We start from the raw sequence: 21,971 nt of genomic DNA, 5'->3' as shown, positions 1-21,971 counted from the left end.
CTGCAATTCATTTTACCGCCAACGCAAAAATTTAGATCAAGCGCCCTGAGCTTCTTTTCGTGAGGCTACACTCTGGTCAAATTTAGACCAGACACCAGAATCACCATGCCAATCGCCAGCCGTCGCACCTTTTGAATATTCCGTCGCACGCGCCTCAAAGAAATTCGCATGCTCCACACCATTTAGTATCTCTGTCAGCCATGGAATCGGGTGTTCATCAACGCCGTAAACAGGGTCCAGCTTAAGCTGTTTCAATCGCCAATCAGCAATGTAACGAATGTAATTCTTGATATCTTCCGGCGTCATTCCCTCAACTTCACCAGCTTCAAACGCAAGGTCGATAAATTTATCTTCAAGTTTGACCACAGTCTGACAACAATCGGTGATGTCATCCTTCACTGTTTTCGTCAGTGCACCCGTTTCTTCTGCATAAGTGTGGAACATTTTCATCATCCCTTCACAATGCAGACTTTCATCCCGCACCGACCAAGAAACAATTTGCCCCATACCCTTCATTTTATTGAAGCGCGGGAAGTTCATCAACATTGCAAACGAAGCAAACAATTGCAGACCTTCAGTAAAGCCACCAAAGACCGCCATTGAAGTTAGGATATCTGCTTCAGTATCAACGGAAAACTTACCAAGGTAATCATGCTTGGCAGCCATTTCTTCGTATTCCATGAAAGCAGAAAACTCTGAATCCGGCATACCGATTGTCTCAAGAAGCAAGGCATAAGCTGCGATATGAACAGTTTCCATGTTTGAAAATGCAGCCAACATCATGCGAACTTCTACCGGCTTAAACAGCGGCATGTAGTTTTCCATGTAGTTGGCACCAACTTCCACGTCAGACTGAGTAAAGAAGCGGAAAATCTGCGTCAGCAAATTACGTTCTTTATCGTTTAGCTTGCCTGCCCAATCTTTACAGTCCTCACCGAGAGGCACTTCTTCCGGCACCCAGTGAACTTGCTGCTGGATTTTCCAAAAATCATATGCCCACGGATAACGAAATGGCTTGTACGACAAAGATGGCGTCATAAGGCCGGGTTTTTCAGGGAGAATTATCTTAGACATGACGTTAACCTGCTCGAATATGCGGTGTATATATTTTTGAATATGGGCGCGACTCGCCTCAACACAATATGTAGTGCTTTCCATACAATTGAAAGCAACATTTGGTGCCTAACTGAGTTTTATTATATATCAAATGCTATCACAAAACTCGAAAAAACTCGACGTTTTACTTGTGAATAAAAAGCACAATGCCAATTTTTAAAGCATCTTCAATGGCTTGTGTATATTCTGATTTCAAAAGAAAAGTTTACACGCCTCACAACAAAAGAAGCAGCATATTGCAAGCTGCTGTTTTTCTTTTTTGTGAGTAAAATGATGGCGAATAAAGATGATATAATTTATTCGCTAAATCGGCTCTAACCGATAGTTAGATATGATGTTCAGGCGTTCAAAAATTGCTTGATATGCTTATCGACGCATAGTGAAGGAAATAGCAGCAATATCGCTTGTCGTCTTAAAGTCCTCAAAGCGTGTCTCACGACGCGTTAGACCGATAGACAACTCACCGCCCGCTTTGTGAAATGCGATTCCAGCTTGCCAATCACCAACAGTCACCTGATCACGTAAAGCGACACCTTTAAAGTTGGCTCCGTTATCACCGACATCCCAACACAATGCTTCATTGTCAGTACCAACAAACATATACCAACTATCGACACGCACGGCTTTTCCACGCTGATCTACACGGTCCGCGATTTGACCCAAGCGCACTTCCGCACCGGCTTGTCTAGATTCGTGAACAGCAGTTTTTTCAACGCGTGCATGTGGACTTACAGAAAGATCCAAATCAAATCCGGCTTTGTCCAAAGGCGCGCTAAATTCCCACGCACCCGCATAAACTTCCTCAGTTGCTCTTTTCAAAGTGGCTGGAGAAAGATCCAAGCGCGATTTATAGCGAAGCACGTCATTGCTAACAGCCCAATTTGCTGAAGTAGAAACTAATTTAGAATGAGAATGCAGGCTTTGTTCTAATTGCGCAGCAACTATCTGAACTGGCGCTTCAGTCGAAATGTATTCAACAGGACCAGCATGAACAGATGTGCTTAAGGCTTCCGTTGACACTGTCGACGAACCACAACCGATACAAGAAAATGCGACAAACAGGCTCGCAACCATTGCTAACATCCTATTTTTCCCTGCAATATTTCATACACTATGGTAAGAATATCACACCCACTATTACTGATAGTATAATACTAAAACATAAAATATATCCATTCGTGTTAACAAAAAAAAGTTAGTTTAATTTACAAACACAAACAAAAACAAATGGTTGCATAAAAAAATCATTTTTTTTGTTAATTAACATCACAAAAAAAACGCGCCACATCCGAAAATGTGACGCATTTTTTATAATTTTGATTCTTGAAATGCCCGTTCTAAATTCCTACTGGCAAGCAAGACATTCATCATAATCAGTATCAGGTGTGTCCATTCCTTCAACTTTCACCTTGTCTTCGGCTCCAGCAAATGATGCACGCTGCACTGATTTGGAACGACAGTAATAAAGGGATTTCAACCCCTTCTCCCACGCACTCCAGTGAAGCATGTGCAAGTCCCACTTATCGATATCAGCCGGCAAGAACAGATTCAACGACTGAGCCTGACAAATATATGGCGTACGATCAGCAGCCAATTCAATCAACCAACGCTGATCAATTTCAAATGCTGTTCTAAAAGTTGCTTTCTCGTGCTCATCAAGGAAATCCAAGCCTTGAACAGAGCCCTCTGCTTCCAGAATAATAGCCCAAATACCATCGGTATTTTTGCCCTTCGCCTCAAGAACCTTTTCAAGGTGCGGGTTTTTCACAGTAAACGAACCTGATAAAGTTTTGTGCGTGTAAACATTTGCTGGAATTGGTTCAATACCCGCAGATGTTCCTCCACATATAATTGAAATCGAAGCTGTCGGTGCAATTGCCATCTTGTGAGAGAAGCGCGCCATGACACCGCATTCTTCCGCATCAGGACACGGCCCACGCTCTTTAGCTAATTTCACAGACGCTGCATCCGACCCACGACGAATGTGCTTGAAAATCATGTTATTCCAGCTTTTCGCTGTCGCAGATTCCATTGGCACATTCATGGATTGCAAGAAAGAATGCATTCCCATCAACCCAAGACCAACAGAGCGCTCACGCGTCGCAGAATATGCCGCGCGTGCCATTTCTGGCGGTGCACGATCAATAAAGTCTTGAAGAACATTATCCAAAAAGCGGAAGATATCTTCTAGGAAGTTCTCGTCATTTTTCCACTCAAGGAATTTCTCTGCATTCACAGATGACAAACAACATACAGCTGTACGGTCATTACCAAGGTGATCTAGCCCAGTGTGCAGCATAATTTCTGAACACAGATTAGATTGCTTCACCTTCATACCAAGCTGGCGTTGGTGAGCTGGCATCGCGTTATTCACAGTGTCTGAGTAAATCAGATATGGTTCACCCGTTTGAATACGGACTTCCAGAATTTTCTGCCAAAGCTTACGCGCATTGATCTTTTTAACTTCTTCGCCCGTTTTCGGACTGATCAGACCAAATTCCTCGTCATTCTTCACAGCTTCCATGAAAGCATCAGAGATATTCAAACCATGGTGAAGATTTAAAGACTTACGGTTAAAGTCTCCAGACGGCTTACGAATCTCTAGGAATTCTTCAATTTCCGGGTGGTGAATATCCAAATAACATGCAGCAGATCCACGACGTAGAGACCCTTGGGAAATCGCAAGTGTAAGCGAATCCATCACCCGAATGAATGGAATGATTCCCGATGTCTTACCGGCATTACCAATTGTCTCACCGATTGAGCGCACATTCCCCCAATAAGTTCCAATTCCGCCACCATTGGACGCAAGCCAGACATTCTCATTCCATGTCTCAACAATACCATCCAGAGAATCGTTTACATCGTTTAGGAAACAAGAAATCGGGAGACCACGACCAGCTCCACCATTAGATAATACAGGCGTTGCAGGCATGAACCATAGGCGCGACATGTAGTCGTAAATGCGTTGTGCATGCTCTGCATCATCAGCATAAGCCTCAGCAACACGCGCAAACATTTCCTGATAGCCTTCACCAGGTAGAATATAGCGATCTGTGAGTGTCTTTTTACCAAACTCAGTCAAAAGCTCATCGCGGCTCTCGTCGATCTTAACCTGCTGGACTACGCGCAATTCCGCTGTCTTTTGAGGCTTACCTCTACCGATTTTCTCGTTATTTTCTTTTGAAATTGCAGCATTTTCTACAGACATTAACCCAGGCTCCGCGATGTATATTAAACAGTCGGTTTTGCATTTGCTCATCATAATATATGGTGGCTAACACACTCCATGACCCCATATATAGTGGCTTAAGGGTTAATGAGACGTCAACACTTAGTTATTCAGAACGGTGATATTTCGGTGAATAACTCAGTCATCAGAGCAATATTCAATTAACCATAACATTCATTTTCCCGTTAAGTATGTGCATTCACTCGCTTTTCTGGAGAAAAGCACCAACTGCATAAATCTTAATCAAAAAAAACAGCGTTTCAAACGATCAACACCGATACGCTATTTCTACACAGCTTATCCACAGGCCCAGCCACGCAAATCTCCCTTTTGGGGTAAAATAGGGACAAAAAACCCAAACAGGCAGCCACTATATATAGTGGCTGCCTGCATAAAGAAATTTTAGATTCGATATAGAATTAAACTATAAATTCATTTCAGCACGAATTCTGGCACTCACACGAGAATCAATTTCGAGCTTATCGGCAAGTTCTGTTAAAAACACATTCTCTTCATCTGAAACCTGACACGCACCAGCACAAGCAGCCGCATATAATTGCACAGCATGATTTGGGGTGATTGCTGCTTTAGAAATGCGATTAAGAATATCCGCGCGGCTGATTGTTTCATCCAGAACTGTCTCGTTCAGTCCGCCCTCTTTCAATGCAATTTTAATAGCGTCTGCTTCATCAGCATCGAGTTGACCATCAGCATGCGCAGCAGCGGCCATTGATTCAACAACAGCAATGGAAAAAGCAGGATCTTCTGAATCATTCCCGGCAAAACCATAGCTTGCAGCATCATTGTGAGAATCAGCGGTCGCACCATCTCGCTTTTGCCATGCATTCCAAGCCATCGCCCCCATTGCTGCGACAGCGCCTGTTTTGGCGACATTGCCGACCAATTTTCGTCCGCCACTCGATGCCATCAATACAGCAAGCAATGCACCGCCGCCTATTGCAGCATTGCGCGCATTTTCATCTGTTTCGATTCTATCTTGTACCTTTTTCGCCATTTCTTTGGCGCTTTCAACTGATGCATCCACATCAATTTCATCTGCGATCTGCGTGGCTTTTTCTTGTACTTGTTTTAGAATTTTTTCGATATCAAACATAGCCAAATCCCCAATAAATAGATTTCGTTAGCAACAATATCGACATGACTTATGTCAACTATGTGACTGACACTGCCAAAAATATTTAGCTATTTTTGTATTACTCGAAGGAAAACATAGACAAATTCACATCAGGCAAAGTATGCAAGTGCTCTAAGCATTTGAAACGACCCAAAAGGATTCCTCATGCGCATCATGTTAGTTACCGACGCTTGGGAGCCTCAGGTAAACGGCGTTGTCCGAACAATGAAACGCGTTATCGCGGAATGTGAGGCAATGGGACATGATTGGGATATCGTTTCTCCAAATGATGGTTTCAAGACAATCCCCCTCCCAACATATCCTGAGATCAAACTCGCTTTTGGGGCAAAGCCACAAATTGAAGAACGCTTGCTAGAATTTGAACCAGATGCTGTTCACATTGCAACAGAAGGTCCACTCGGATGGGCGGCACGTAGCATTTGTCTCAAGCACAAAATGCCATTTACATCGTCTTACCACACCCGTTTCCCAGAATATCTGAACGCGAGATTACCAATCCCGCTTTGGGCTGGCTATAAATATGTTCGTCAGTTTCACCGTTATTCAGGGCGAGTGATGGTGGCGACAGTCTCCATGATTGAAGAACTTCAATCACGCGGTTTCAAAAATATTGCAGCCTGGTCTCGTGGTGTCGATACTGACCTTTTCCACCCAAGTAAAAGAACAGAGGATCGTGGCCCATATAAAAGCATGAAAGGTCCTATATTCCTCAACGTAGGACGTGTCGCCGTTGAGAAAAACATAGAATCCTTCCTAAAACTGGATCTTCCCGGCACAAAAGTGGTTGTAGGTGACGGGCCAGCTCGCGAAGAATTAATGCAAAAATACCCTGATGCAATATTTCCGGGTTCAAAATTTGGAGATGAATTAGGCAGCTATTTTGCCAATGCTGATGTATTTTGTTTTCCAAGCCTCACAGACACTTTTGGATTGGTGATCTTAGAAGCAATGGCTGCTGGCACCCCCGTGGCAGGCTATAACGTTTCAGGCCCAAAAGATCTAATTCCGGGCACCAATGCAGGCGCTATCAATGATGACCTTGCTCAGGCCTGTTTGGACTGTCTCGAGCTGGACCGAGAAACCACCCACAAACATGCGCAAGCTTTCTCTTGGACAGCATGTGCAGAGCAATTTCTAGAAAATCTTGATCCACTGCCCGTTCCAGAGCGCAAACGTTTCTGGCAGCGCTTCCGTCGCTTACGTCGCAAAAAACCTGTAGAATAGTACTATCAATCTAACATTTCAGTGTAAGCGTCAGACCAGAAATCACACATTTTTGTATCAAAAAATGTAATGAGATGGCTTGCATTTATCGCCAACGGTCAAACTTTCTCGGAACTTTTTCTTCCCTTCCCCGTTGTTTAAGCAACTACAACACGAAAGGAAAATCCGATGAATATCTTGAAAGTGCTATTAGCCATCCTTCTTCCACCATTGGGTGTGTTTCTTCAAGTTGGTATTGGTGTACAATTCTGGATCAACCTTGTTCTAACATTGTTTGGTTACATTCCAGGTATCGTGCACGCAATCTGGATTATTGCACGTCGCAGCGATCCTGTAACAACACCATAAATACAGTTGAAAAAACGATTTTTTTATCGAGCAGCGAATTTTTTAACTTTACACGAACGCATATACATTTTATGTGGCTGGCTCCGGCGGACATCGGCTCGAGGCTTTGCCGCCCTGATTCCACGTGGCGTCTGAACTTCCCTAACAGGGGTTTGGATGACGTGTGCGGGTTGAGGGGCAGACTTAACGAGACGAAAGCCCGTACTAACGCCGGATTGGGTTTAATTTAATACAGAGGGGACAGTGAGATGATCACTTTCCAAACACCTCTGGACCTAGTCCGTGTGCTTCACCCTGAATCTCCAGTCGCTTGTGTGCGACCAGAGAGGGTGTCAACAGCTGCTGCTTGGTTCCAGAACCACTTTCCGGGCGACGTGCTATATGCCGTCAAAGCAAACCCATCACCATGGGCGCTTGATGCTATGTATGAAGCTGGCATGCGCTGGTTTGATGTTGCGTCTCTGGAAGAAATCGAGCTTGTAGCAAACCGCTTCGATGACGCGGTACTTGCTTACATGCACCCAATCAAAAGCCGCAATTCAATTGAACGCGCCTATTTTGACTATGGTGTCAGAATCTTTGTGCTCGACTGTGAAGCTGAGCTACAAAAAATTCTTGAAGCAACTGATTTTGCCAAAGACCTAACATTGGTCGTGCGTATGGCTGTATCCAATGATGGTGCATCCATGCCCCTATCTGGCAAATTTGGCTGTTTTGGCGATGATGCTGCACACCTATTGCAAGCTGCACGTTCATACGCGGATGAACTAGGCGTGAGCTTTCACGTTGGGTCTCAATGTATGGACCCGGGCGCATACCGCATTGCTATGGACACTGTCTCAAACACAATCGTGCAAGCGGCTGTGACTGTGGATATCGTTGATGTTGGCGGCGGCTTCCCAGCCCTATACCCCGGCATGCAACCACCAGAGCTTCAGTCATACATTGATGTGATCAACCAAGTGTTTGAAGAAATGCCAGTTTTGTTCAACGCAGACCTATGGTGTGAGCCAGGCCGTGCGCTTGTGGCCGATTCAACATCTATCGTCGCTAAAGTAGAATTAGTGCGCGATGGCCGCGTGTACCTCAATGATGGTGCATATGGTAACTTGTTTGATGCTGCCCACTGCAAATGGCCTTTCCCTATGGAAGTCCACCGCGTATCTGGCAAAACAAGTATTCACAGCAAACCCTTCACCATTTACGGGCCAACATGTGATTCCATTGATGTGCTTGATGGCGTTTTCGATCTACCCGCCGACATTCAAGAAGGCGACTATATCGAATTTGGCATGATGGGCGCATACGGCACAGCTATGTCAACACGCTTTAACGGCTTTGGAGACACCAAAACCTACCGCGTACGCAATAGCATCAGCCAAACAATGTACGAAACACAAGCAGAAGAACAACGTCGTTACGAAAACAATGTTATCTTCTTGCCGCGCCGTGAAGCTTAGTCGTGAAGCATAGCGGCTGCTTTCAGCATTATTCCGCTTAAAATTTTCTAGATTTCTGTACCGAATAGACCTTCGGTACAGAGCTTTTTCCTGTTAAACATAATTATCACGCCGTGAACGCGCATACCTGCGCTTTGGCATTAGAGGATATATTCTCATGACAAAAGTTCTTCAAATAGGTGCCGGCGGCGTCGGCACAGTGGTTGCTCACAAGCTGGCTATGAGCCCGGTCTTCACAGACATCATGCTCGCCAGCCGCACAGTTTCTAAATGTGACGATATCGCAGCATCCGTAAAAGGAAAAACCGGCGTCACAATCGCAACAGCTTCCGTTGATGCAGACAATGTCGCGCAAACAGTTGAGCTGATTAAAAGCTTTGGACCAGACCTCGTGATTAACGTCGCACTTCCATATCAAGACCTCACATTGATGGAGGCTTGTTTGCAGGCCGGTGTCCACTATCTCGACACAGCCAATTATGAACACCCAGACACAGCAAAATTTGAATATAAAGAGCAATGGGCTTTCCAAGAGCGCTTCAAAGAAGCTGGCCTAACTGCCTTGCTTGGCTCTGGTTTTGATCCGGGCGTCACCAACATGTTCTGTGCCCACGCGCAGAAAAACCTATTCGACACAATCGAAACAATCGACATTCTTGACTGTAATGGCGGCGATCACGGCCACCCATTCGCGACCAATTTCAACCCTGAAATCAACATTCGCGAGATCACAGCAAATGGCCGTTATTGGGAAAATGGTAAGTGGATCGAAACAGAACCATTAGAACAATCCATGATGTTTGATTTCCCCGGCGTGGGAGAGCGCAAAGCCTTTCTTCTTTACCACGAAGAAATGGAAAGCCTGTGCCAAAACATTAAAGGCCTAAAGCGCATTCGTTTCTGGATGACATTTGGTGAAGCCTATCTCAAACACCTAGACGTTATCCAAAACCTTGGCCTCGACAGCATCAAACCGATTGAATTCCAAGGCCAGCAAATTGTGCCAATCCAATTCTTACAAGCACTATTGCCAGACCCTGCCAGCCTTGCACCAAACTATACAGGCAAAACCTCAATTGGATGTCTAGTAAAAGGCACAAAAGACGGCAAAGAACGCACAAGCTTCATCTATAATATTTGTGATCATGAAGAGACTTACAAAGAAGTCGGCGCACAAGCTGTCTCCTACACAACAGGTGTCCCTGCAGTTGTAGGCGCTGAAATGATCGCAACCGGAAAATGGCGCCAGCCCGGCGTGTGGAATATGGAACAAAACGACCCCGACCCATTCCTAGAACGCCTAGGCCCATCTGGCCTACCATGGCACGTCATGGATATGTAGAAATTATAGAGGGCAGCTTACGGGCTGCCCTTTTTTGTTCGGGAAACAGAATATTTGGTCTGACCGGTTTTTACATGACATGGACTGATGGACTAATTAGCGGCACGCATGTTTTGCATTAATAAATTGAATTGATATATCGCACATTAGGCTATTTTAAGTTGTGTATTATGTGATACTTTCTTAAAATATTTCAAACCATACGTACGAATGAAAGATGGTAGAAGTTATGTTTGATAAGGACACCCCGTTTGGAGACCAAGACGCCGAAATCCAGAGGTTAATGAGTATAAGTGTTATAAGACAAGGTGCTGAAAATAGCGTTTGTTTTATTGAATTATACAAAACCTGCGAGAATTCTGCCAGAGATATAAAATTAGCTACTGGAACAGGCTTTTTTGCCAAACAACGAAACCTCGTGCAACTCATAACTTGCTGGCATGTGGTTACAGGCCTTCATCATGAAACGAGGGAATGGCTCAGCGGAACACAAACATGTTTTCCCGACAAATTGAAATTATACTTCGTTGGCCGGGAACCCGAAACAAACCGCTTTGTATTTTGCAATACGATGGTAAATCTTTACCAAACTATTGATGGAGACAAAGCTCCTACTTGGAATGTTCATCCAACAGTTGGAAGTCTATATGATATTGTAGTAATAAACTTAGATGCCGATTGGTTAAATAAAACCGTTATACCATTTAAATTGTCAAAAAATGATGCTCACAACCTCATTGAGGCCAAAGACAGTGTATTCGTTCTAGGGCATCCAATAGACAACTTTATGCAAAGATACATGCCAATATATAAACGCGGCTCTATAGCATCGGCACCATCATTTCCTTACAATACTCATCCAAAATTTCTCATCGACGCGACCACTCGTAGTGGAATGTCGGGCTCTCCAGTAATGTTGCATCAGGACCCCATTCATAAGGCCTTTAGAGACGGCAGAGCTCGAGATTTAACTAACATAAATGTTATTGGAATGTATTCAGGTAGAGAGAGTGCATATGAGGGTGGTCATAGTACTGAATTAGGATTCGTCTGGCGTATTGATGATATAGTCGAAGTAATAGAAAATGGAAAAAGAGATATTATGCCAACCCAAGGAGTTGCGATACCAAAACCCAACCTCAAAATGGGTGACCCCGCGATGGACAAGGAAGGTAACTTTATACCCTTCACAAATATTCATCAGTCCGATTAGTACCAACACCACCTCTCGCATTTGTGACTGGACTAAATACAAAACACCCTTATTTTAGGCATTATGAAATTTCTGATCGCCCTTGCATTTTTAGTCTCTGGCCTGCTTGGAACAAGCAGTGCTTGCGCGCATGCAATGGGTGTTAAATCAGCATCTGCTCATTCAACCACAATTGATGAGCACACAAGCCATATTCATGCAGCACCCCCTGATCAGCATGATGGCCACAATACAGCACCAACAGCCCAACATGATATGCATGGCAAATCACATGGAAGCTGCCCTGAAGATTGTGATGGCGGGCCTGATTGTGCTGGCTGTTCAGCTATTCCCGTCAGTGTCACTGTCGGTGATTTCGCCCTCTACATCCCATTGATATCCGCTCATTTCAGCTTGAGCGATGAGGCTGGTTTTGAAAAAACCTACGCCCTAGAACCTCCCCCACCGCGAACCATTTGAACCCGTTCAATTCACAGGCGGACTCTGTCCGCCATTCTGAATAAACTTGTTCAAAAGGAAATATCATGTTGCGAACACTCGCGACGATGACAGCTTTGGGAACGGCTTTAAGTGTTTACGCAGCCTCACCCGCATTTGCACGCCCCGTCTCCTATGAAGGCGGCTGGACAGTCATCGAAGAAACGGACCGGCAAAGCACATCGCTTTTAGTCCATTACACACCAAACGCTTCTTACTCTATTGGGTGGAAAAGCGAATGGGACCGTCAGGAAGATATCGCCCTGCATGGCCCTCAACTCACCTATCTGGCTAAACGTTGGTTTGGTGAAGATTACCAAGCCAATCTCTATGCCTTTGCGGGAGCAGGCTGGGCAGAAGGTGTCAACGACAACCCAATCGACCAAGACGAGATGGCCTATGTCGGCCTCTTGGCAGATTGGGAAACACGCACATTATTTGCCTCTTATAAAGCACGCTATCTAGAGGGTGGACAAATTGATGGATCAGTCATGCAAGCCGCACGCGCCGGATGGGCACCCTATGAGGGTGACACCGGCGATCTGCACACATGGCTGATGGTCGAAGTCGACCATCGTCCCGATAATGAAGAAGACATCGGCATCACACCTTTAGTGCGTTTGTTTAAAGGCGCTGCCCTTTTTGAGCTTGGCTGGAGCGTCACAGACGACGAGCCGCTTATCAATTTTACCTACAGATTTTAGATCGGAACCAGATCAATGAAATATTTAATTATCACTTGCGCAATGCTTCTCTCAATTTCGCCAGCATTGGCTCAGGAACAATCGCATAAAATGCATTCAGAGCATGAAAATGCCGATCACGACATGCATGAAGACCATAATCACAGCGACCACACACATGATGAACATCAGGACGACACGCACACCACAGAAAGTGAGCACACAGCACACACTAAATTGGTAAAATCACCTGAAATACTCGAAGCTTTATCACAAGGCGGAGACGCTGCAGTGGTCAATGTTTTAGGTGTTGTGTGTGATTTTTGTGCAAAAGCCATGAACAAAACGTTCGGCAAAAAAGACGAAGTCGCCGCTGTACATGTCGATCTTGATACAAAAACACTCAACCTTGTGTTTGCACCAAATCAGTCATTATCAGATGAAGCCATTGAAAAGCTTGTGAAAAAAGCAGGATACCGCACTTCCAACATCACTCGTATCGCATCAGAAAAAGTTGAATCAACGCAATGAAACTCTGGTTACGAGAAGCAACAGCACCGTCTTTAGCGCTATTTGCAAGTGCCTCAACATTGGTATGCTGCGCCCTGCCAGCCCTTCTCATCACACTCGGTGCAGGCGCTGTCATGGCTGGCTTAACCGCTAATATTCCAGGACTTATATGGTTAACAGCTCATAAAAAAGAATTGTTCATCATATCGGGAATTATGCTTTTGCTGGCAGCTTTAGTGAAATGGCTCAACCGGAATGCTCCATGTCCGATTGATCCCAAACTCGCAAAAGCCTGCACTTTCTGGCGACGTGCAGGAACCATCATATTAAGCATAGCAGCAATTTGTTATCTCGTCGGAGGCTTTTTCGCCTTCTTCGCAGCTGACCTTTTGCTCTAAGCTGAAATGAATGACTTGGAGAAAGTCTAATTCTTAGATAAAAGCCAATCTGATATAAACAACGGATTGGCTTTTATGTCCCTTTATCCCAACCGCCCATTTGAATTCGATATCTCAAACATCGAAACGCCTGTTTTTATTGTAGATAAAGGCGCATTAGAAGAAAATCTTGCCATTCTAAAAGACGTGCAAGACCGCTCAGGCGCAAAGATATTGCTGGCCCTAAAAGGCTTTGCAATGTGGTCATTTGCGCCCACAATCATGAAATACCTCCCCGGCGTCACATCCTCCTCTACCGCCGAAGCCCGCCTTGGCGCAGAAGAATTTGGCGGCGAAGTCCACGCATGCGCCCCCGCCTATTCAGAAGCTGATTTTCGTGAACTCCTAACCCTATGTGACCACATCGTTTTTAACTCGGTGAATCAAGCCAAACGTTTCCTGCCAATTTACGAAGAAGCCAAAGCAAATGGGGGACGCAAAGTGTCATTCGGCTTGCGCGTCAATCATGGTCACCGTGAAACGGAAGTTGAACTGTATGATCCAGCCGCCCCCAAATCACGCCTTGGTGCACCGCGCGACCAAATTCCAACTGATGGTTTAGAAGGACTTGAAGGCTTACACTTTCACACATTGTGCGAACTAGATTCGGATTCACTTGAACGTTCCTTAGAAGTGTTCGAACGTGATTTTGGTGATCTCATCCCCGGTTTAAAATGGCTGAATTTTGGCGGCGGTCACCATATTACACGCCCAGATTATGATGTGGAACGCCTCGTTCACCTTGTAAAACGTATCAAAGAAAAATACGGCGTTGAAGTGTATTTAGAACCAGGTGAAGCGATTGCGATCCGTACAGGTGTCCTCGTCACAGAAGTGATGGATATCATGCACAACGCAATGGATATCGCTATCCTAGACACAAGCGCCACAGCGCACATGCCTGATGTTTTGGAAATGCCATACCGACCCGATATTGTCGGCGGCGACGAACCCAATGAGAAAGTACACACATACCGATTGGGTGGACTATCATGTTTAGCCGGCGATGTTGTGGGAGATTATTCATTCGATAAGCCGCTAGAAATTGGCCAAAAGCTGATTTTTCTAGATATGGGCCACTATACGATGGTTAAAACATCCACCTTTAATGGTGTACGCCTTCCTTCTATAGCGATTGCGGACCCTGACACTGGAAAAATCGAGATTGTTCGGCGGTTTGGGTATGAAGACTATAAGAATAGACTGAGCTAAAATTATAGCTGTCACAAAGACTTACTTTGACGCAAAGTCTTTATTGCGTCTTAATACTGTCTGAATTCAAGGTCAGGCTTGGATCAAATCAATCTTGAGAGGGACACTCATGAAAAAAGTTCTATTATTTTCAGCAGCTTTGATCGCACTGTCTGCATGTGGTGGTAGCGATGAAAAAGCCAGCGGTGCCATGAATATGGAATATTCTGAAGCTGACTTTGCTCCAGCTGCAATGGTTCAGGCATCAGAAGACATGATGGAACGAAAAATGGCGTCTCCTTCGCCAGTACCCGTTCCAACTGACGGAGCAACAGCTTCCACTGGACCAATGCTAGCGTACACGCATAATCGCTCAATCGAGTCACCAGCAAAAGACGTTGAACGCGTGGTCACATCTCACCAAAAGATGTGTGAAAAAGCTGGCTTTCAAAAATGTATGGTGGTCAACTCAAATCAAAATGGAATTGGCGAAGAATGGGCAAGTGCAAACCTGCACATTCGTGCGACACCAGAGTGGATTACTGAATTTTTTCAGGACCTTCCAAAAGATCTCAAGAAAACCGACTCTAAAATCACAAGCGCCAGCACAAGTGCACAAGATTTATCAACGCAAATCGTAGACACAGATGCACGCCTAAAAGCGCAACTCACTTTACGTGACCGCCTACAGGCATTGCTCACAGATCGTCCAAGCGAGTTGGGTGACCTTATTGAATTAGAACGTGAGTTATCGCGCGTGCAGTCAGATATTGATGCAAATGCAAGCATATTGGCGGCCTTACGTCAGCGTGTAGCAATGTCAAATCTTCACATGAATTATTCAGCAAAATCAACGGTTACATCACGCTCTGTCTGGGCACCTCTCGCGGATGCTTTTGGCAATTTCTTTAAGAATTTCGCGGGCGCACTTGGAGCGGTCGTTACAGCAATTGCCGTGATTATACCCTGGTTACCCGTCATAGGTGGATTGTTGTGGTTTGGCCGTTGGATCTATCGCAAAGTCTGGCGTAAAAACAAACAAGAAAAAGCTGTATTGGTAGACAATGCCAGCCCAGCACCGACGCCACCAGAAGCAAACTCATAATCCTCTAGTCAAATCACCCCTTCATTCCTATTTGAGAATGAAGGGGAATTACATACTGTTTTCAATAGCAGTAAAAAGGCCGCTCAATTGCTTGAGCGGCCTTTTTTAAAACTGATAAACTCTCGGCTTATTAATTTCCAGCGATTTCAGCTTGTTGTTCAGCCAATGTATCAAGAGCTGAACGCGCTTCTTCGTCTGGTTTAGATTCAGTTGCTTCAACAGGTTTACGACGCGGACGACGCACACGCTTCTTAGGAGGTGCTTTTTCTGCTTCTTCAGCTTCATCATTGGACAATTCATTATCAGAATCACCACTAGCATCAACAACTTGAAGCGGATCTTCCACAGCTTCATTCGTTGTCGTGGATACAGCAACTGCTTCAGTCGTTTCTTCTGCATCTGAAGATTGCTCTGCATCATCACGATTATTCTGATGCTGAGGCCGATCTTTTGGCATATTTGCCTGCATGATACGGTAATAGTGCTCAGCGTGCTGAAATAAATTTTCAGCCTTCACACGATCCCCCGCAGTTTGCGCATCTCGCGCATACTGAACATACTTTTCATAAATTTGGCTGGCTGAGCCACGGATCTTAACTTCAGGTCCGTTGCTTTCGAGCGAACGATTGCCCGAATTATTGGGCTTCCGCCCGCGCCCACGCTGACGCTTCATATATCCATATCCTAATCTAGTTAAAGCTGGCCCGATTAGAGGCCCTTTGCGCGATAGTCGTATTCTGATGTTGCGCCGTCAAAGCGAGAAATCCAGTGATTCGCTTACTGACTGTTAGGAGCCTAGCGTGCGATAGTTCGCTTTCCAAGCCCCGCTTGCATATTTGTATTACACGCTTGAAGCGTAGCCGTAAACACATCTTTTCACGCCAGATAGGTCCTTACGCACATTTATATGGATAAACTTCTCATTTTCGAGGAGTTCGCATACTTTTTCGGCTTGATTAAAGCCAACCTCAAACGCAATCAGCCCATTTTTATTCAAGTGCACTTTGGCTTTTGAAATTATATGCCTGTAATCATCATACCCATCTTCGCCGCCATCAAGCGCGGATAGCGGATCGTATTTTTTTACGTCGATATCTAACACTTCAATATCAGCAGACGGGATATAAGGAGGATTTGACACGATAACATCGAACTTTTGTTCAGGCGTTAGCGCATCAAACCAATTTGAATTCTGAAAGCGAGCACGTTGCTTAAGTTCTAATTTTTCAGCATTTTTAGTTGCAACGCCCAAAGCTTTTTCGCTTTGATCCAAACCCAAACCTTGCGCACTTAATTTTTCACTGAGTATGGATAAAAGAATACATCCGCTGCCCGTTCCCAGATCAAGAACATTCTTATAATCGCTTTTCCATTCACTCAGCACTAGCTCGACGAGCGTTTCAGTGTCTGGGCGCGGATCTAAAACGTCAGATGTTATGACAAATTCTAATCCCCAAAACTCTCGTCTACCCGCAATTCGAGAAATAGGTTCCCCCTCAAGACGCCGTTGGATAAAAGCGCTGAACTTAGCACTGATTTGAAGCGGTATTTGGGTATTTTCTTCTGCTATGAGGTCCGTTGTAGACATCCCAGCAGCAAGCTCCATCAACCGCCGCGCATCCCTGAGTGGCCCCTCAACATCCGCTCTTGCAAGCTTTTGAGCAGCTAATCTCAAAGCATCAGAATAAGTCTGCACAGTTTCATTCATTTATTCGAGAACTTCCAATTTATCTCCAATAGCGACAAAACCAGTCTTCACTATTTGTGCATAAATTCCCATTGTTCTGCGTTTAAAGTGTTGCATGAGTAGCGAAACAGTGTCGACATCATATCGAGCCGTTTCAGGGTTGGCATGCGTGGCCTTACAGCGCACAGTTGGTGCTAAAATTTCCAATTCCGTACCACCAATTTTTAGCCTTTGCCCTTTGCTCCAATGATCTTCCATCCAAGCATCTGCACTAAAAACGATGTTCGGACGAAAACGTTGAAAACCAATTTCAGTTTGTGATGCAGCGGCCAAAGCCTCAACCGAATTTGAATTTATGAACGATACAAATCCAGCAGTAAAATGATCAACAAAACGATGGTCTTTAGGTGCAGCGATTACTTTCAAAGGACCGTTAAATTCATCCCCCAACCTGTTTGTTAGCCAGTCAGATAAATCCTCAAAGCCTTCATCAGACGACATGTCAAAACGACAAATGCAGTTTTCGTCTCGTTCAAAAATTTCTAATTCTTGGCGGTCATCAAGATACATTGTTTCAAAATTAGCAATTTTGGCAGACCGCGCCAAAACCGCGAAACGCATTTTAGAAATATGTTTGGGTTCGTCAGGATCAAAACCGGATGGACCATCTTCAATGGCAAACATCCGATCATTGGGAAAATATCCACCTGCTTCGAGAAAAACCTGTTTTAAAGATTCTGGTGTAAACCCTTTAATTGGGTGACGCCACAAACTCTCAACATGTGCTGTAGAAGAAGTCATAACTCATCTCCAGTCAGGTGACTTTAGAATCAACCTTCTTCCATAGCGGCAAGTCTAGCGGCCTGATCTTCTGCAATTAATGCATCAATGACTTCAGAAATCGAGTCGCCCGCTAAAATTTGTTCTAATTTATAGAGTGTCAGCTTGATACGGTGGTCTGACACACGATTTTCAGGAAAATTATAAGTCCTGATTTTTTCAGACCGGTCCCCTGAGCCAACTTGGGTTTTACGCGCATCTGCCATAGCGGCATCTTTTTCAGCACGCTCTTTTTCATAGAGGCGAATTTTCAACATTTCCATCGCGCGGGCGCGGTTGGCATGTTGAGATTTCTCGGAAGATGTCACCATTATATTCGTGGGCAAGTGAATAATACGCACAGCAGAGTCGGTTGTATTGACGTGTTGTCCACCCGCACCAGAAGACCGCATCGTATCAATACGAATTTCTTCGGGTTTAATCTCAATATTCACCTGTTCAGGAGCTGGCAAAACAGCGACACTTGCAGCAGATGTGTGAATGCGCCCAGCACTTTCAGTTTTGGGAACGCGCTGAACTCGGTGAACACCCGATTCAAACTTCATTTTACCAAACACACCCTTACCGGTAACGGATGCGATAATCTCTTTATATCCACCAGCATCACCTTCAGATTGGCTTTCTATGTCCAGCTTCCAACCTTGAATCTGGGCATAGCGCTGATACATGCGGAATAAATCACCAGCAAACAAAGCAGCTTCATCGCCACCTGTTCCAGCCCGCACCTCAAGCATTGCGTTTGCTTCGTCATCTTCATCTTTGGGCAATAGCAATAGCTGCAAAGATTGCTCAAGTTCGGGCAAACTTGATTTTAATTCTTCGCGCTCTTCTTGCGCTAGTTCTTTCATGTCAGCGTCAGAATCTTTATCGCTTAAAATAGCATCCGCTTCCGCCAATGCTTCACGCGCATCCATAAGCTCTCGTGCTTTATCAGCAACAAGCTTTAGCTCGGCATGATCTTTAGAAAGCTGGACAATTTCTGTGGGGTCTGTCGCAACAGACATCCGTGCCTCAGTTTGTTCAAATCTATCAATTACCTGCGTTAGGCGCTCTGCAGAAACTGCTGCCATGAATTACGTCTTTCTAATAGCTAATCGCGAAGGTTTATATCGACTAACGGCCTACGTCACTCCCCTTGGACAAATTGTATGCGCAAATAAATCCGACTAAGCGCAAATGCTAATCAATTCATATAATTGCAGTCGAAGATTATTAACTAAACGCAAGTAACAATTTATGATGAATTGATATTTTGATGAGGCAGACGCTTGGCTAGCTTAATTGCAGATATAAAAAGTAAATTTCAAGCTGCCGCACCGGACAAGATGCGTGAAGTACCGATGAAATCCCTTCTGATTCTAGTCGGAATATCAATCAGTCTTATTTTCGTGGTGTTATGGCTCGTCAGTTTTAAAGGCGATGAGATCGCTCAAAAAAGACAAAACGTTTTATTTGGCGCTATTTTAGAATCACAGACCAGCATAACCCAAGACATGACGGAATCTCTGTTAGCGCTTCCTGGAACAACAGATATGTTCTTTGATTCTCTGAGTAAAAGAGAAATTCATACAAAACTAACACAGCGCTTTGCCGATAGACTCGGAACCACTGATATTCTCATTTCCGATATAGAAGGCCATATTCTATTTCGTGATGCATCCGACATCTCAATTTATCCTACAGACTTACAAATTTTATCCCCGAGCCTCAAGCGCCTAAGAGATAAAATCCAATTGTCTCCAAATCAAAATTTTGCGTCTGATAGACTCATTCTCAATGACGAAGTCTATCATGTATCAGCACGCGAAATCTCTATGTTTGACCGAGTCAGATATCTATACATTGCGACACCGGTCGAAAGCATATTCTCACATTCTTTTTTAATCCCGCTAAATCTAAAAGTTATCGCTGGAACTCATCCACCAAAGCAGCGTGCTGACCTTTATGTTTTAGACTTAAAATCCTCCGACGGTAAAATTGTTGGCTGGTTGTCATGGCAAAGACATTTACCCGGAATTACTGCCATCAGGCATTTCCTTCCGACCATACTTTTAGTGGCCGTGATCATTGGTATTATTTCATTTCTCGCTTGGAAACGGGCAACAGCTTTATCAAACGACATTATATTCAGTCATCAAGAAGCTCAAAAACTTGCCCTTCACGACCCGTTGACGGGCCTCGCCAACAGAATGCTGCTGAAAAAACAAATCGAAACGGCCAAGGCTGATGTAAAACGCGGCAGAGAAGGGTTTGCGCTGCATCTCATTGATTTGGACAAATTCAAAGATATCAATGACACGATGGGCCATCCGGCAGGTGATGAATTAATCCGTCAAGCAGCTACCCGCTTGAAAGATGCATGCCGCGCCAATGATACCGTCGCCAGAATTGGTGGAGATGAATTTGCCGTTATCCAGATTGAAGCCACATCAACCAATACAGTATCCAGATTAGCGCGGCGCATAAACGAACAAATGGCCCGCGCATTCGTCATCAACAATACTGAAGTTTATGTCTCGGCCTCAATCGGTATCGCAATAGATGCAACCGGAGAATCTCAACAAGAAGAAATTCATCGTCGCGCGGACATAGCCCTCTATAAAGCGAAAGAAGCCGGACGCGATCAATATTGCTTCTTTGAAGACGAAATGGATGCTGAATTAAAGCACAAACACAAAATTGAGCGCGATCTACGGCAAGCTTTGCAAGAGCCAGATAAAAATGGACTAAGAGTTGTCTATCAGCCTCAAGTTTCTGCCAATGGTCGGCACATACGTGGATTTGAAGCCCTGATACGCTGGGAACATCCGGTACGTGGCAATGTATCTCCAGTTGATTTTATACCCATCGCTGAAGAAACCAATCTGGTTATTGCACTTGATGAATTTGTGATGAAAGAAGCCTTTAAAACAGCGCTTAAATGGCCAGAAGTCACAATGGCCGTGAATGTATCTGCCAAAGAGCTTCATCAAGACAATTATCCACATAAAATTATCGCACTTGCATCTGAGTATAACATTCGCCCAGATCAGATTGAGTTGGAAATCACTGAATCTGTTTTACTAGAGGATTCACCTCGCGTCGCTAAAACGCTCAAAATTCTCAAAGCTGCAGGCTTCAAAATCGCGCTGGATGATTTTGGTACTGGGTATTCTTCCCTCTCCTATTTGCGTCGTCATCAAGTTGATAAGCTGAAAATAGATCAGAGTTTCGTGGCGTCTATTGGTGTGAGAGAAGATGCTTCAGCAGTCGTTCAGGCCATTCTCAGCCTCGGAGAAAGCCTTGGACTGTCCGTGACTGCAGAAGGCGTGGAAACCATCGAGCAACGCGATTCCTTGCGAAAACGTGGATGTGCTTATCTGCAGGGCTATCTCTTCTCCAAACCGCTTGAAGAAAAATCTATCGTGCAGATTATGAAAAAATTCAAAGATCGCAATGATCAACAAAGGCTACAGAAAATCTCTTAAACGAGATATCCTGCAAATAACGCCCATACATTTCTAAGTGCGATAATCATTAAAATGGCCGTGCCCGTCATAAATACCCGGAAACGCCAGATTATATTGTTTGTGCTTGTTTGGATTATCGAGTGGATCACACGCAAAACAACATAAGCAAACGCCAAGCCTATATTGATATTATCTGCGACACCAACGAGATGAGAATACAAACATAGCGCATAAAAAAGAGTTGGTTGTTCATGCAGGTGAGTGTGATTATCGGACGTCCAAATTGATTTCTCTGGCAGGCCCGCTAATTCCTGTGTTCGCTTAGACGGATATATACCTTTTTTGGCATTGGCTATAATGGAAGGAAGCCGCCTAGAAGCCAACAACACAAGGATGATTAGCGTCCAAACGATTAGCAGCAAGACAGGCGTTAACATCGTCATTTTCAAACTCCCCAGATATAATGATTCTTTTTATGACATCACATTAGCTGGTTTGAGC

General features: G+C 44.5%; 21 protein-coding genes. 12 read left to right on the top strand and 9 right to left on the bottom strand.

All coding sequences use genetic code 11. The annotated features are described in order from the left end of the window. Window positions 1-36: 36 nt before the first annotated feature. The 4 genes from HBAL_RS04185 to HBAL_RS04170 form a co-directional block, all read right to left on the bottom strand. Window positions 37-1,074: a ribonucleotide-diphosphate reductase subunit beta gene (locus HBAL_RS04185; protein WP_015826675.1), complete on the bottom strand. Its 1,038-nt coding sequence runs from the start codon at window positions 1,072-1,074 to the stop codon at window positions 37-39. Window positions 1,075-1,482: 408 nt separating this feature from the next. Then, complete coding sequence (locus tag HBAL_RS04180) at window positions 1,483-2,199, bottom strand: lipid A-modifier LpxR family protein (RefSeq protein WP_149037357.1); 717 nt, start codon at window positions 2,197-2,199, stop codon at window positions 1,483-1,485. Between the two features lie 262 nt (window positions 2,200-2,461). Then, on the bottom strand, window positions 2,462-4,327 hold the full coding sequence (locus HBAL_RS04175; RefSeq protein WP_015826673.1) for a ribonucleoside-diphosphate reductase subunit alpha: 1,866 nt from the start codon (window positions 4,325-4,327) through the stop codon (window positions 2,462-2,464). A gap of 445 nt (window positions 4,328-4,772) precedes the next feature. Further along, on the bottom strand, window positions 4,773-5,462 hold the full coding sequence (locus HBAL_RS04170) for a DUF533 domain-containing protein (RefSeq protein ID WP_015826672.1): 690 nt from the start codon (window positions 5,460-5,462) through the stop codon (window positions 4,773-4,775). A 186-nt stretch (window positions 5,463-5,648) separates the two neighbouring features. Here HBAL_RS04170 and HBAL_RS04165 point away from each other — a divergent pair, with 186 nt between their 5' ends. From HBAL_RS04165 to HBAL_RS04115, 11 genes are all read left to right on the top strand, one after another. Next, on the top strand, window positions 5,649-6,728 hold the full coding sequence (locus HBAL_RS04165; RefSeq protein ID WP_015826671.1) for a glycosyltransferase family 4 protein: 1,080 nt from the start codon (window positions 5,649-5,651) through the stop codon (window positions 6,726-6,728). Window positions 6,729-6,896: 168 nt separating this feature from the next. Then, window positions 6,897-7,076 carry a YqaE/Pmp3 family membrane protein gene (locus tag HBAL_RS04160; protein ID WP_015826670.1) on the top strand — a complete coding sequence of 60 codons (180 nt, stop codon included), beginning with the start codon at window positions 6,897-6,899 and terminating at the stop codon, window positions 7,074-7,076. A 248-nt stretch (window positions 7,077-7,324) separates the two neighbouring features. After that, the gene (locus tag HBAL_RS04155) at window positions 7,325-8,536 is read left to right on the top strand and encodes a type III PLP-dependent enzyme (protein WP_015826669.1); all 1,212 of its coding nucleotides are present in this window, start codon (window positions 7,325-7,327) and stop codon (window positions 8,534-8,536) included. 157 nt (window positions 8,537-8,693) lie between these two features. After that, on the top strand, window positions 8,694-9,878 hold the full coding sequence (locus HBAL_RS04150) for a saccharopine dehydrogenase family protein (RefSeq protein ID WP_015826668.1): 1,185 nt from the start codon (window positions 8,694-8,696) through the stop codon (window positions 9,876-9,878). A 229-nt stretch (window positions 9,879-10,107) separates the two neighbouring features. Next, window positions 10,108-11,091, top strand: coding sequence for a trypsin-like peptidase domain-containing protein (locus HBAL_RS04145; protein ID WP_159098029.1), 984 nt, complete (start codon window positions 10,108-10,110; stop codon window positions 11,089-11,091). Between the two features lie 63 nt (window positions 11,092-11,154). Next, window positions 11,155-11,550 (top strand): hypothetical protein, encoded by a 396-nt coding sequence (locus HBAL_RS04140; protein WP_015826666.1) that lies wholly within the window; start codon window positions 11,155-11,157, stop codon window positions 11,548-11,550. Window positions 11,551-11,615: 65 nt separating this feature from the next. After that, entirely contained in the window at window positions 11,616-12,272 is a 657-nt protein-coding gene (locus HBAL_RS04135; protein ID WP_015826665.1) for a hypothetical protein, read from the top strand. A 15-nt stretch (window positions 12,273-12,287) separates the two neighbouring features. Continuing rightward, on the top strand, window positions 12,288-12,782 hold the full coding sequence (locus HBAL_RS04130; RefSeq protein WP_015826664.1) for a heavy-metal-associated domain-containing protein: 495 nt from the start codon (window positions 12,288-12,290) through the stop codon (window positions 12,780-12,782). Then, window positions 12,779-13,159: a hypothetical protein gene (locus tag HBAL_RS04125; protein ID WP_015826663.1), complete on the top strand. Its 381-nt coding sequence runs from the start codon at window positions 12,779-12,781 to the stop codon at window positions 13,157-13,159. Before HBAL_RS04130 ends, HBAL_RS04125 begins: the two co-directional genes overlap by 4 nt. A 75-nt stretch (window positions 13,160-13,234) precedes the next feature. Next, a complete protein-coding gene (gene nspC, locus HBAL_RS04120) occupies window positions 13,235-14,410 on the top strand; it encodes a carboxynorspermidine decarboxylase (protein ID WP_015826662.1) in 1,176 nt (391 codons plus the stop codon). Window positions 14,411-14,519: 109 nt separating this feature from the next. Continuing rightward, window positions 14,520-15,494, top strand: coding sequence for a DUF4349 domain-containing protein (locus HBAL_RS04115; RefSeq protein WP_015826661.1), 975 nt, complete (start codon window positions 14,520-14,522; stop codon window positions 15,492-15,494). A gap of 130 nt (window positions 15,495-15,624) precedes the next feature. Here the strand turns inward: HBAL_RS04115 and HBAL_RS04110 are convergent, their stop codons facing one another. The 4 genes from HBAL_RS04110 to prfA form a co-directional block, all read right to left on the bottom strand. Continuing rightward, a complete protein-coding gene (locus HBAL_RS04110; protein ID WP_015826660.1) occupies window positions 15,625-16,167 on the bottom strand; it encodes a DUF4167 domain-containing protein in 543 nt (180 codons plus the stop codon). Between the two features lie 168 nt (window positions 16,168-16,335). Continuing rightward, entirely contained in the window at window positions 16,336-17,202 is an 867-nt protein-coding gene (gene prmC / locus HBAL_RS04105; protein WP_015826659.1) for a peptide chain release factor N(5)-glutamine methyltransferase, read from the bottom strand. Next, complete coding sequence (locus HBAL_RS04100) at window positions 17,203-17,982, bottom strand: MOSC domain-containing protein (protein WP_015826658.1); 780 nt, start codon at window positions 17,980-17,982, stop codon at window positions 17,203-17,205. It lies immediately after the preceding gene. Between the two features lie 29 nt (window positions 17,983-18,011). Further along, window positions 18,012-19,091, bottom strand: a complete 1,080-nt coding sequence (gene prfA / locus HBAL_RS04095) for a peptide chain release factor 1 (RefSeq protein ID WP_015826657.1) — start codon at window positions 19,089-19,091, stop codon at window positions 18,012-18,014. A 198-nt stretch (window positions 19,092-19,289) separates the two neighbouring features. On the opposite strand from prfA, the gene HBAL_RS04090 reads away from it, so the two are divergent. Further along, window positions 19,290-21,488 carry a putative bifunctional diguanylate cyclase/phosphodiesterase gene (locus HBAL_RS04090; RefSeq protein WP_015826656.1) on the top strand — a complete coding sequence of 733 codons (2,199 nt, stop codon included), beginning with the start codon at window positions 19,290-19,292 and terminating at the stop codon, window positions 21,486-21,488. Here the strand turns inward: HBAL_RS04090 and HBAL_RS04085 are convergent. Further along, window positions 21,485-21,913 carry an MAPEG family protein gene (locus tag HBAL_RS04085; RefSeq protein ID WP_015826655.1) on the bottom strand — a complete coding sequence of 143 codons (429 nt, stop codon included), beginning with the start codon at window positions 21,911-21,913 and terminating at the stop codon, window positions 21,485-21,487. The two genes, HBAL_RS04090 and HBAL_RS04085, sit on opposite strands and share 4 nt — an antisense overlap. Window positions 21,914-21,971: the final 58 nt, after the last annotated feature.

Source organism: Hirschia baltica ATCC 49814 (assembly GCF_000023785.1).
GTDB lineage: Bacteria > Pseudomonadota > Alphaproteobacteria > Caulobacterales > Hyphomonadaceae > Hirschia > Hirschia baltica.
This window is presented reverse-complemented; position numbering and strand designations above follow the sequence as displayed.

Excerpts from the sequence above, each read along its gene's own strand:
- HBAL_RS04185 (WP_015826675.1), bottom strand. The coding sequence starts at position 1,074 with ATGTCTAAGATAATTCTCCCTGAAAAACCCGGCCTTATGACGCCATCT.
- HBAL_RS04180 (WP_149037357.1), bottom strand. The coding sequence starts at position 2,199 with ATGTTAGCAATGGTTGCGAGCCTGTTTGTCGCATTTTCTTGTATCGGT.
- HBAL_RS04175 (WP_015826673.1), bottom strand. The coding sequence starts at position 4,327 with ATGTCTGTAGAAAATGCTGCAATTTCAAAAGAAAATAACGAGAAAATC.
- HBAL_RS04170 (WP_015826672.1), bottom strand. The coding sequence starts at position 5,462 with ATGTTTGATATCGAAAAAATTCTAAAACAAGTACAAGAAAAAGCCACG.
- HBAL_RS04165 (WP_015826671.1), top strand. The coding sequence starts at position 5,649 with ATGCGCATCATGTTAGTTACCGACGCTTGGGAGCCTCAGGTAAACGGC.
- HBAL_RS04160 (WP_015826670.1), top strand. The coding sequence starts at position 6,897 with ATGAATATCTTGAAAGTGCTATTAGCCATCCTTCTTCCACCATTGGGT.
- HBAL_RS04155 (WP_015826669.1), top strand. The coding sequence starts at position 7,325 with ATGATCACTTTCCAAACACCTCTGGACCTAGTCCGTGTGCTTCACCCT.
- HBAL_RS04150 (WP_015826668.1), top strand. The coding sequence starts at position 8,694 with ATGACAAAAGTTCTTCAAATAGGTGCCGGCGGCGTCGGCACAGTGGTT.
- HBAL_RS04145 (WP_159098029.1), top strand. The coding sequence starts at position 10,108 with ATGTTTGATAAGGACACCCCGTTTGGAGACCAAGACGCCGAAATCCAG.
- HBAL_RS04140 (WP_015826666.1), top strand. The coding sequence starts at position 11,155 with ATGAAATTTCTGATCGCCCTTGCATTTTTAGTCTCTGGCCTGCTTGGA.
- HBAL_RS04135 (WP_015826665.1), top strand. The coding sequence starts at position 11,616 with ATGTTGCGAACACTCGCGACGATGACAGCTTTGGGAACGGCTTTAAGT.
- HBAL_RS04130 (WP_015826664.1), top strand. The coding sequence starts at position 12,288 with ATGAAATATTTAATTATCACTTGCGCAATGCTTCTCTCAATTTCGCCA.
- HBAL_RS04125 (WP_015826663.1), top strand. The coding sequence starts at position 12,779 with ATGAAACTCTGGTTACGAGAAGCAACAGCACCGTCTTTAGCGCTATTT.
- nspC (WP_015826662.1), top strand. The coding sequence starts at position 13,235 with ATGTCCCTTTATCCCAACCGCCCATTTGAATTCGATATCTCAAACATC.
- HBAL_RS04115 (WP_015826661.1), top strand. The coding sequence starts at position 14,520 with ATGAAAAAAGTTCTATTATTTTCAGCAGCTTTGATCGCACTGTCTGCA.
- HBAL_RS04110 (WP_015826660.1), bottom strand. The coding sequence starts at position 16,167 with ATGAAGCGTCAGCGTGGGCGCGGGCGGAAGCCCAATAATTCGGGCAAT.
- prmC (WP_015826659.1), bottom strand. The coding sequence starts at position 17,202 with ATGAATGAAACTGTGCAGACTTATTCTGATGCTTTGAGATTAGCTGCT.
- HBAL_RS04100 (WP_015826658.1), bottom strand. The coding sequence starts at position 17,982 with ATGACTTCTTCTACAGCACATGTTGAGAGTTTGTGGCGTCACCCAATT.
- prfA (WP_015826657.1), bottom strand. The coding sequence starts at position 19,091 with ATGGCAGCAGTTTCTGCAGAGCGCCTAACGCAGGTAATTGATAGATTT.
- HBAL_RS04085 (WP_015826655.1), bottom strand. The coding sequence starts at position 21,913 with ATGACGATGTTAACGCCTGTCTTGCTGCTAATCGTTTGGACGCTAATC.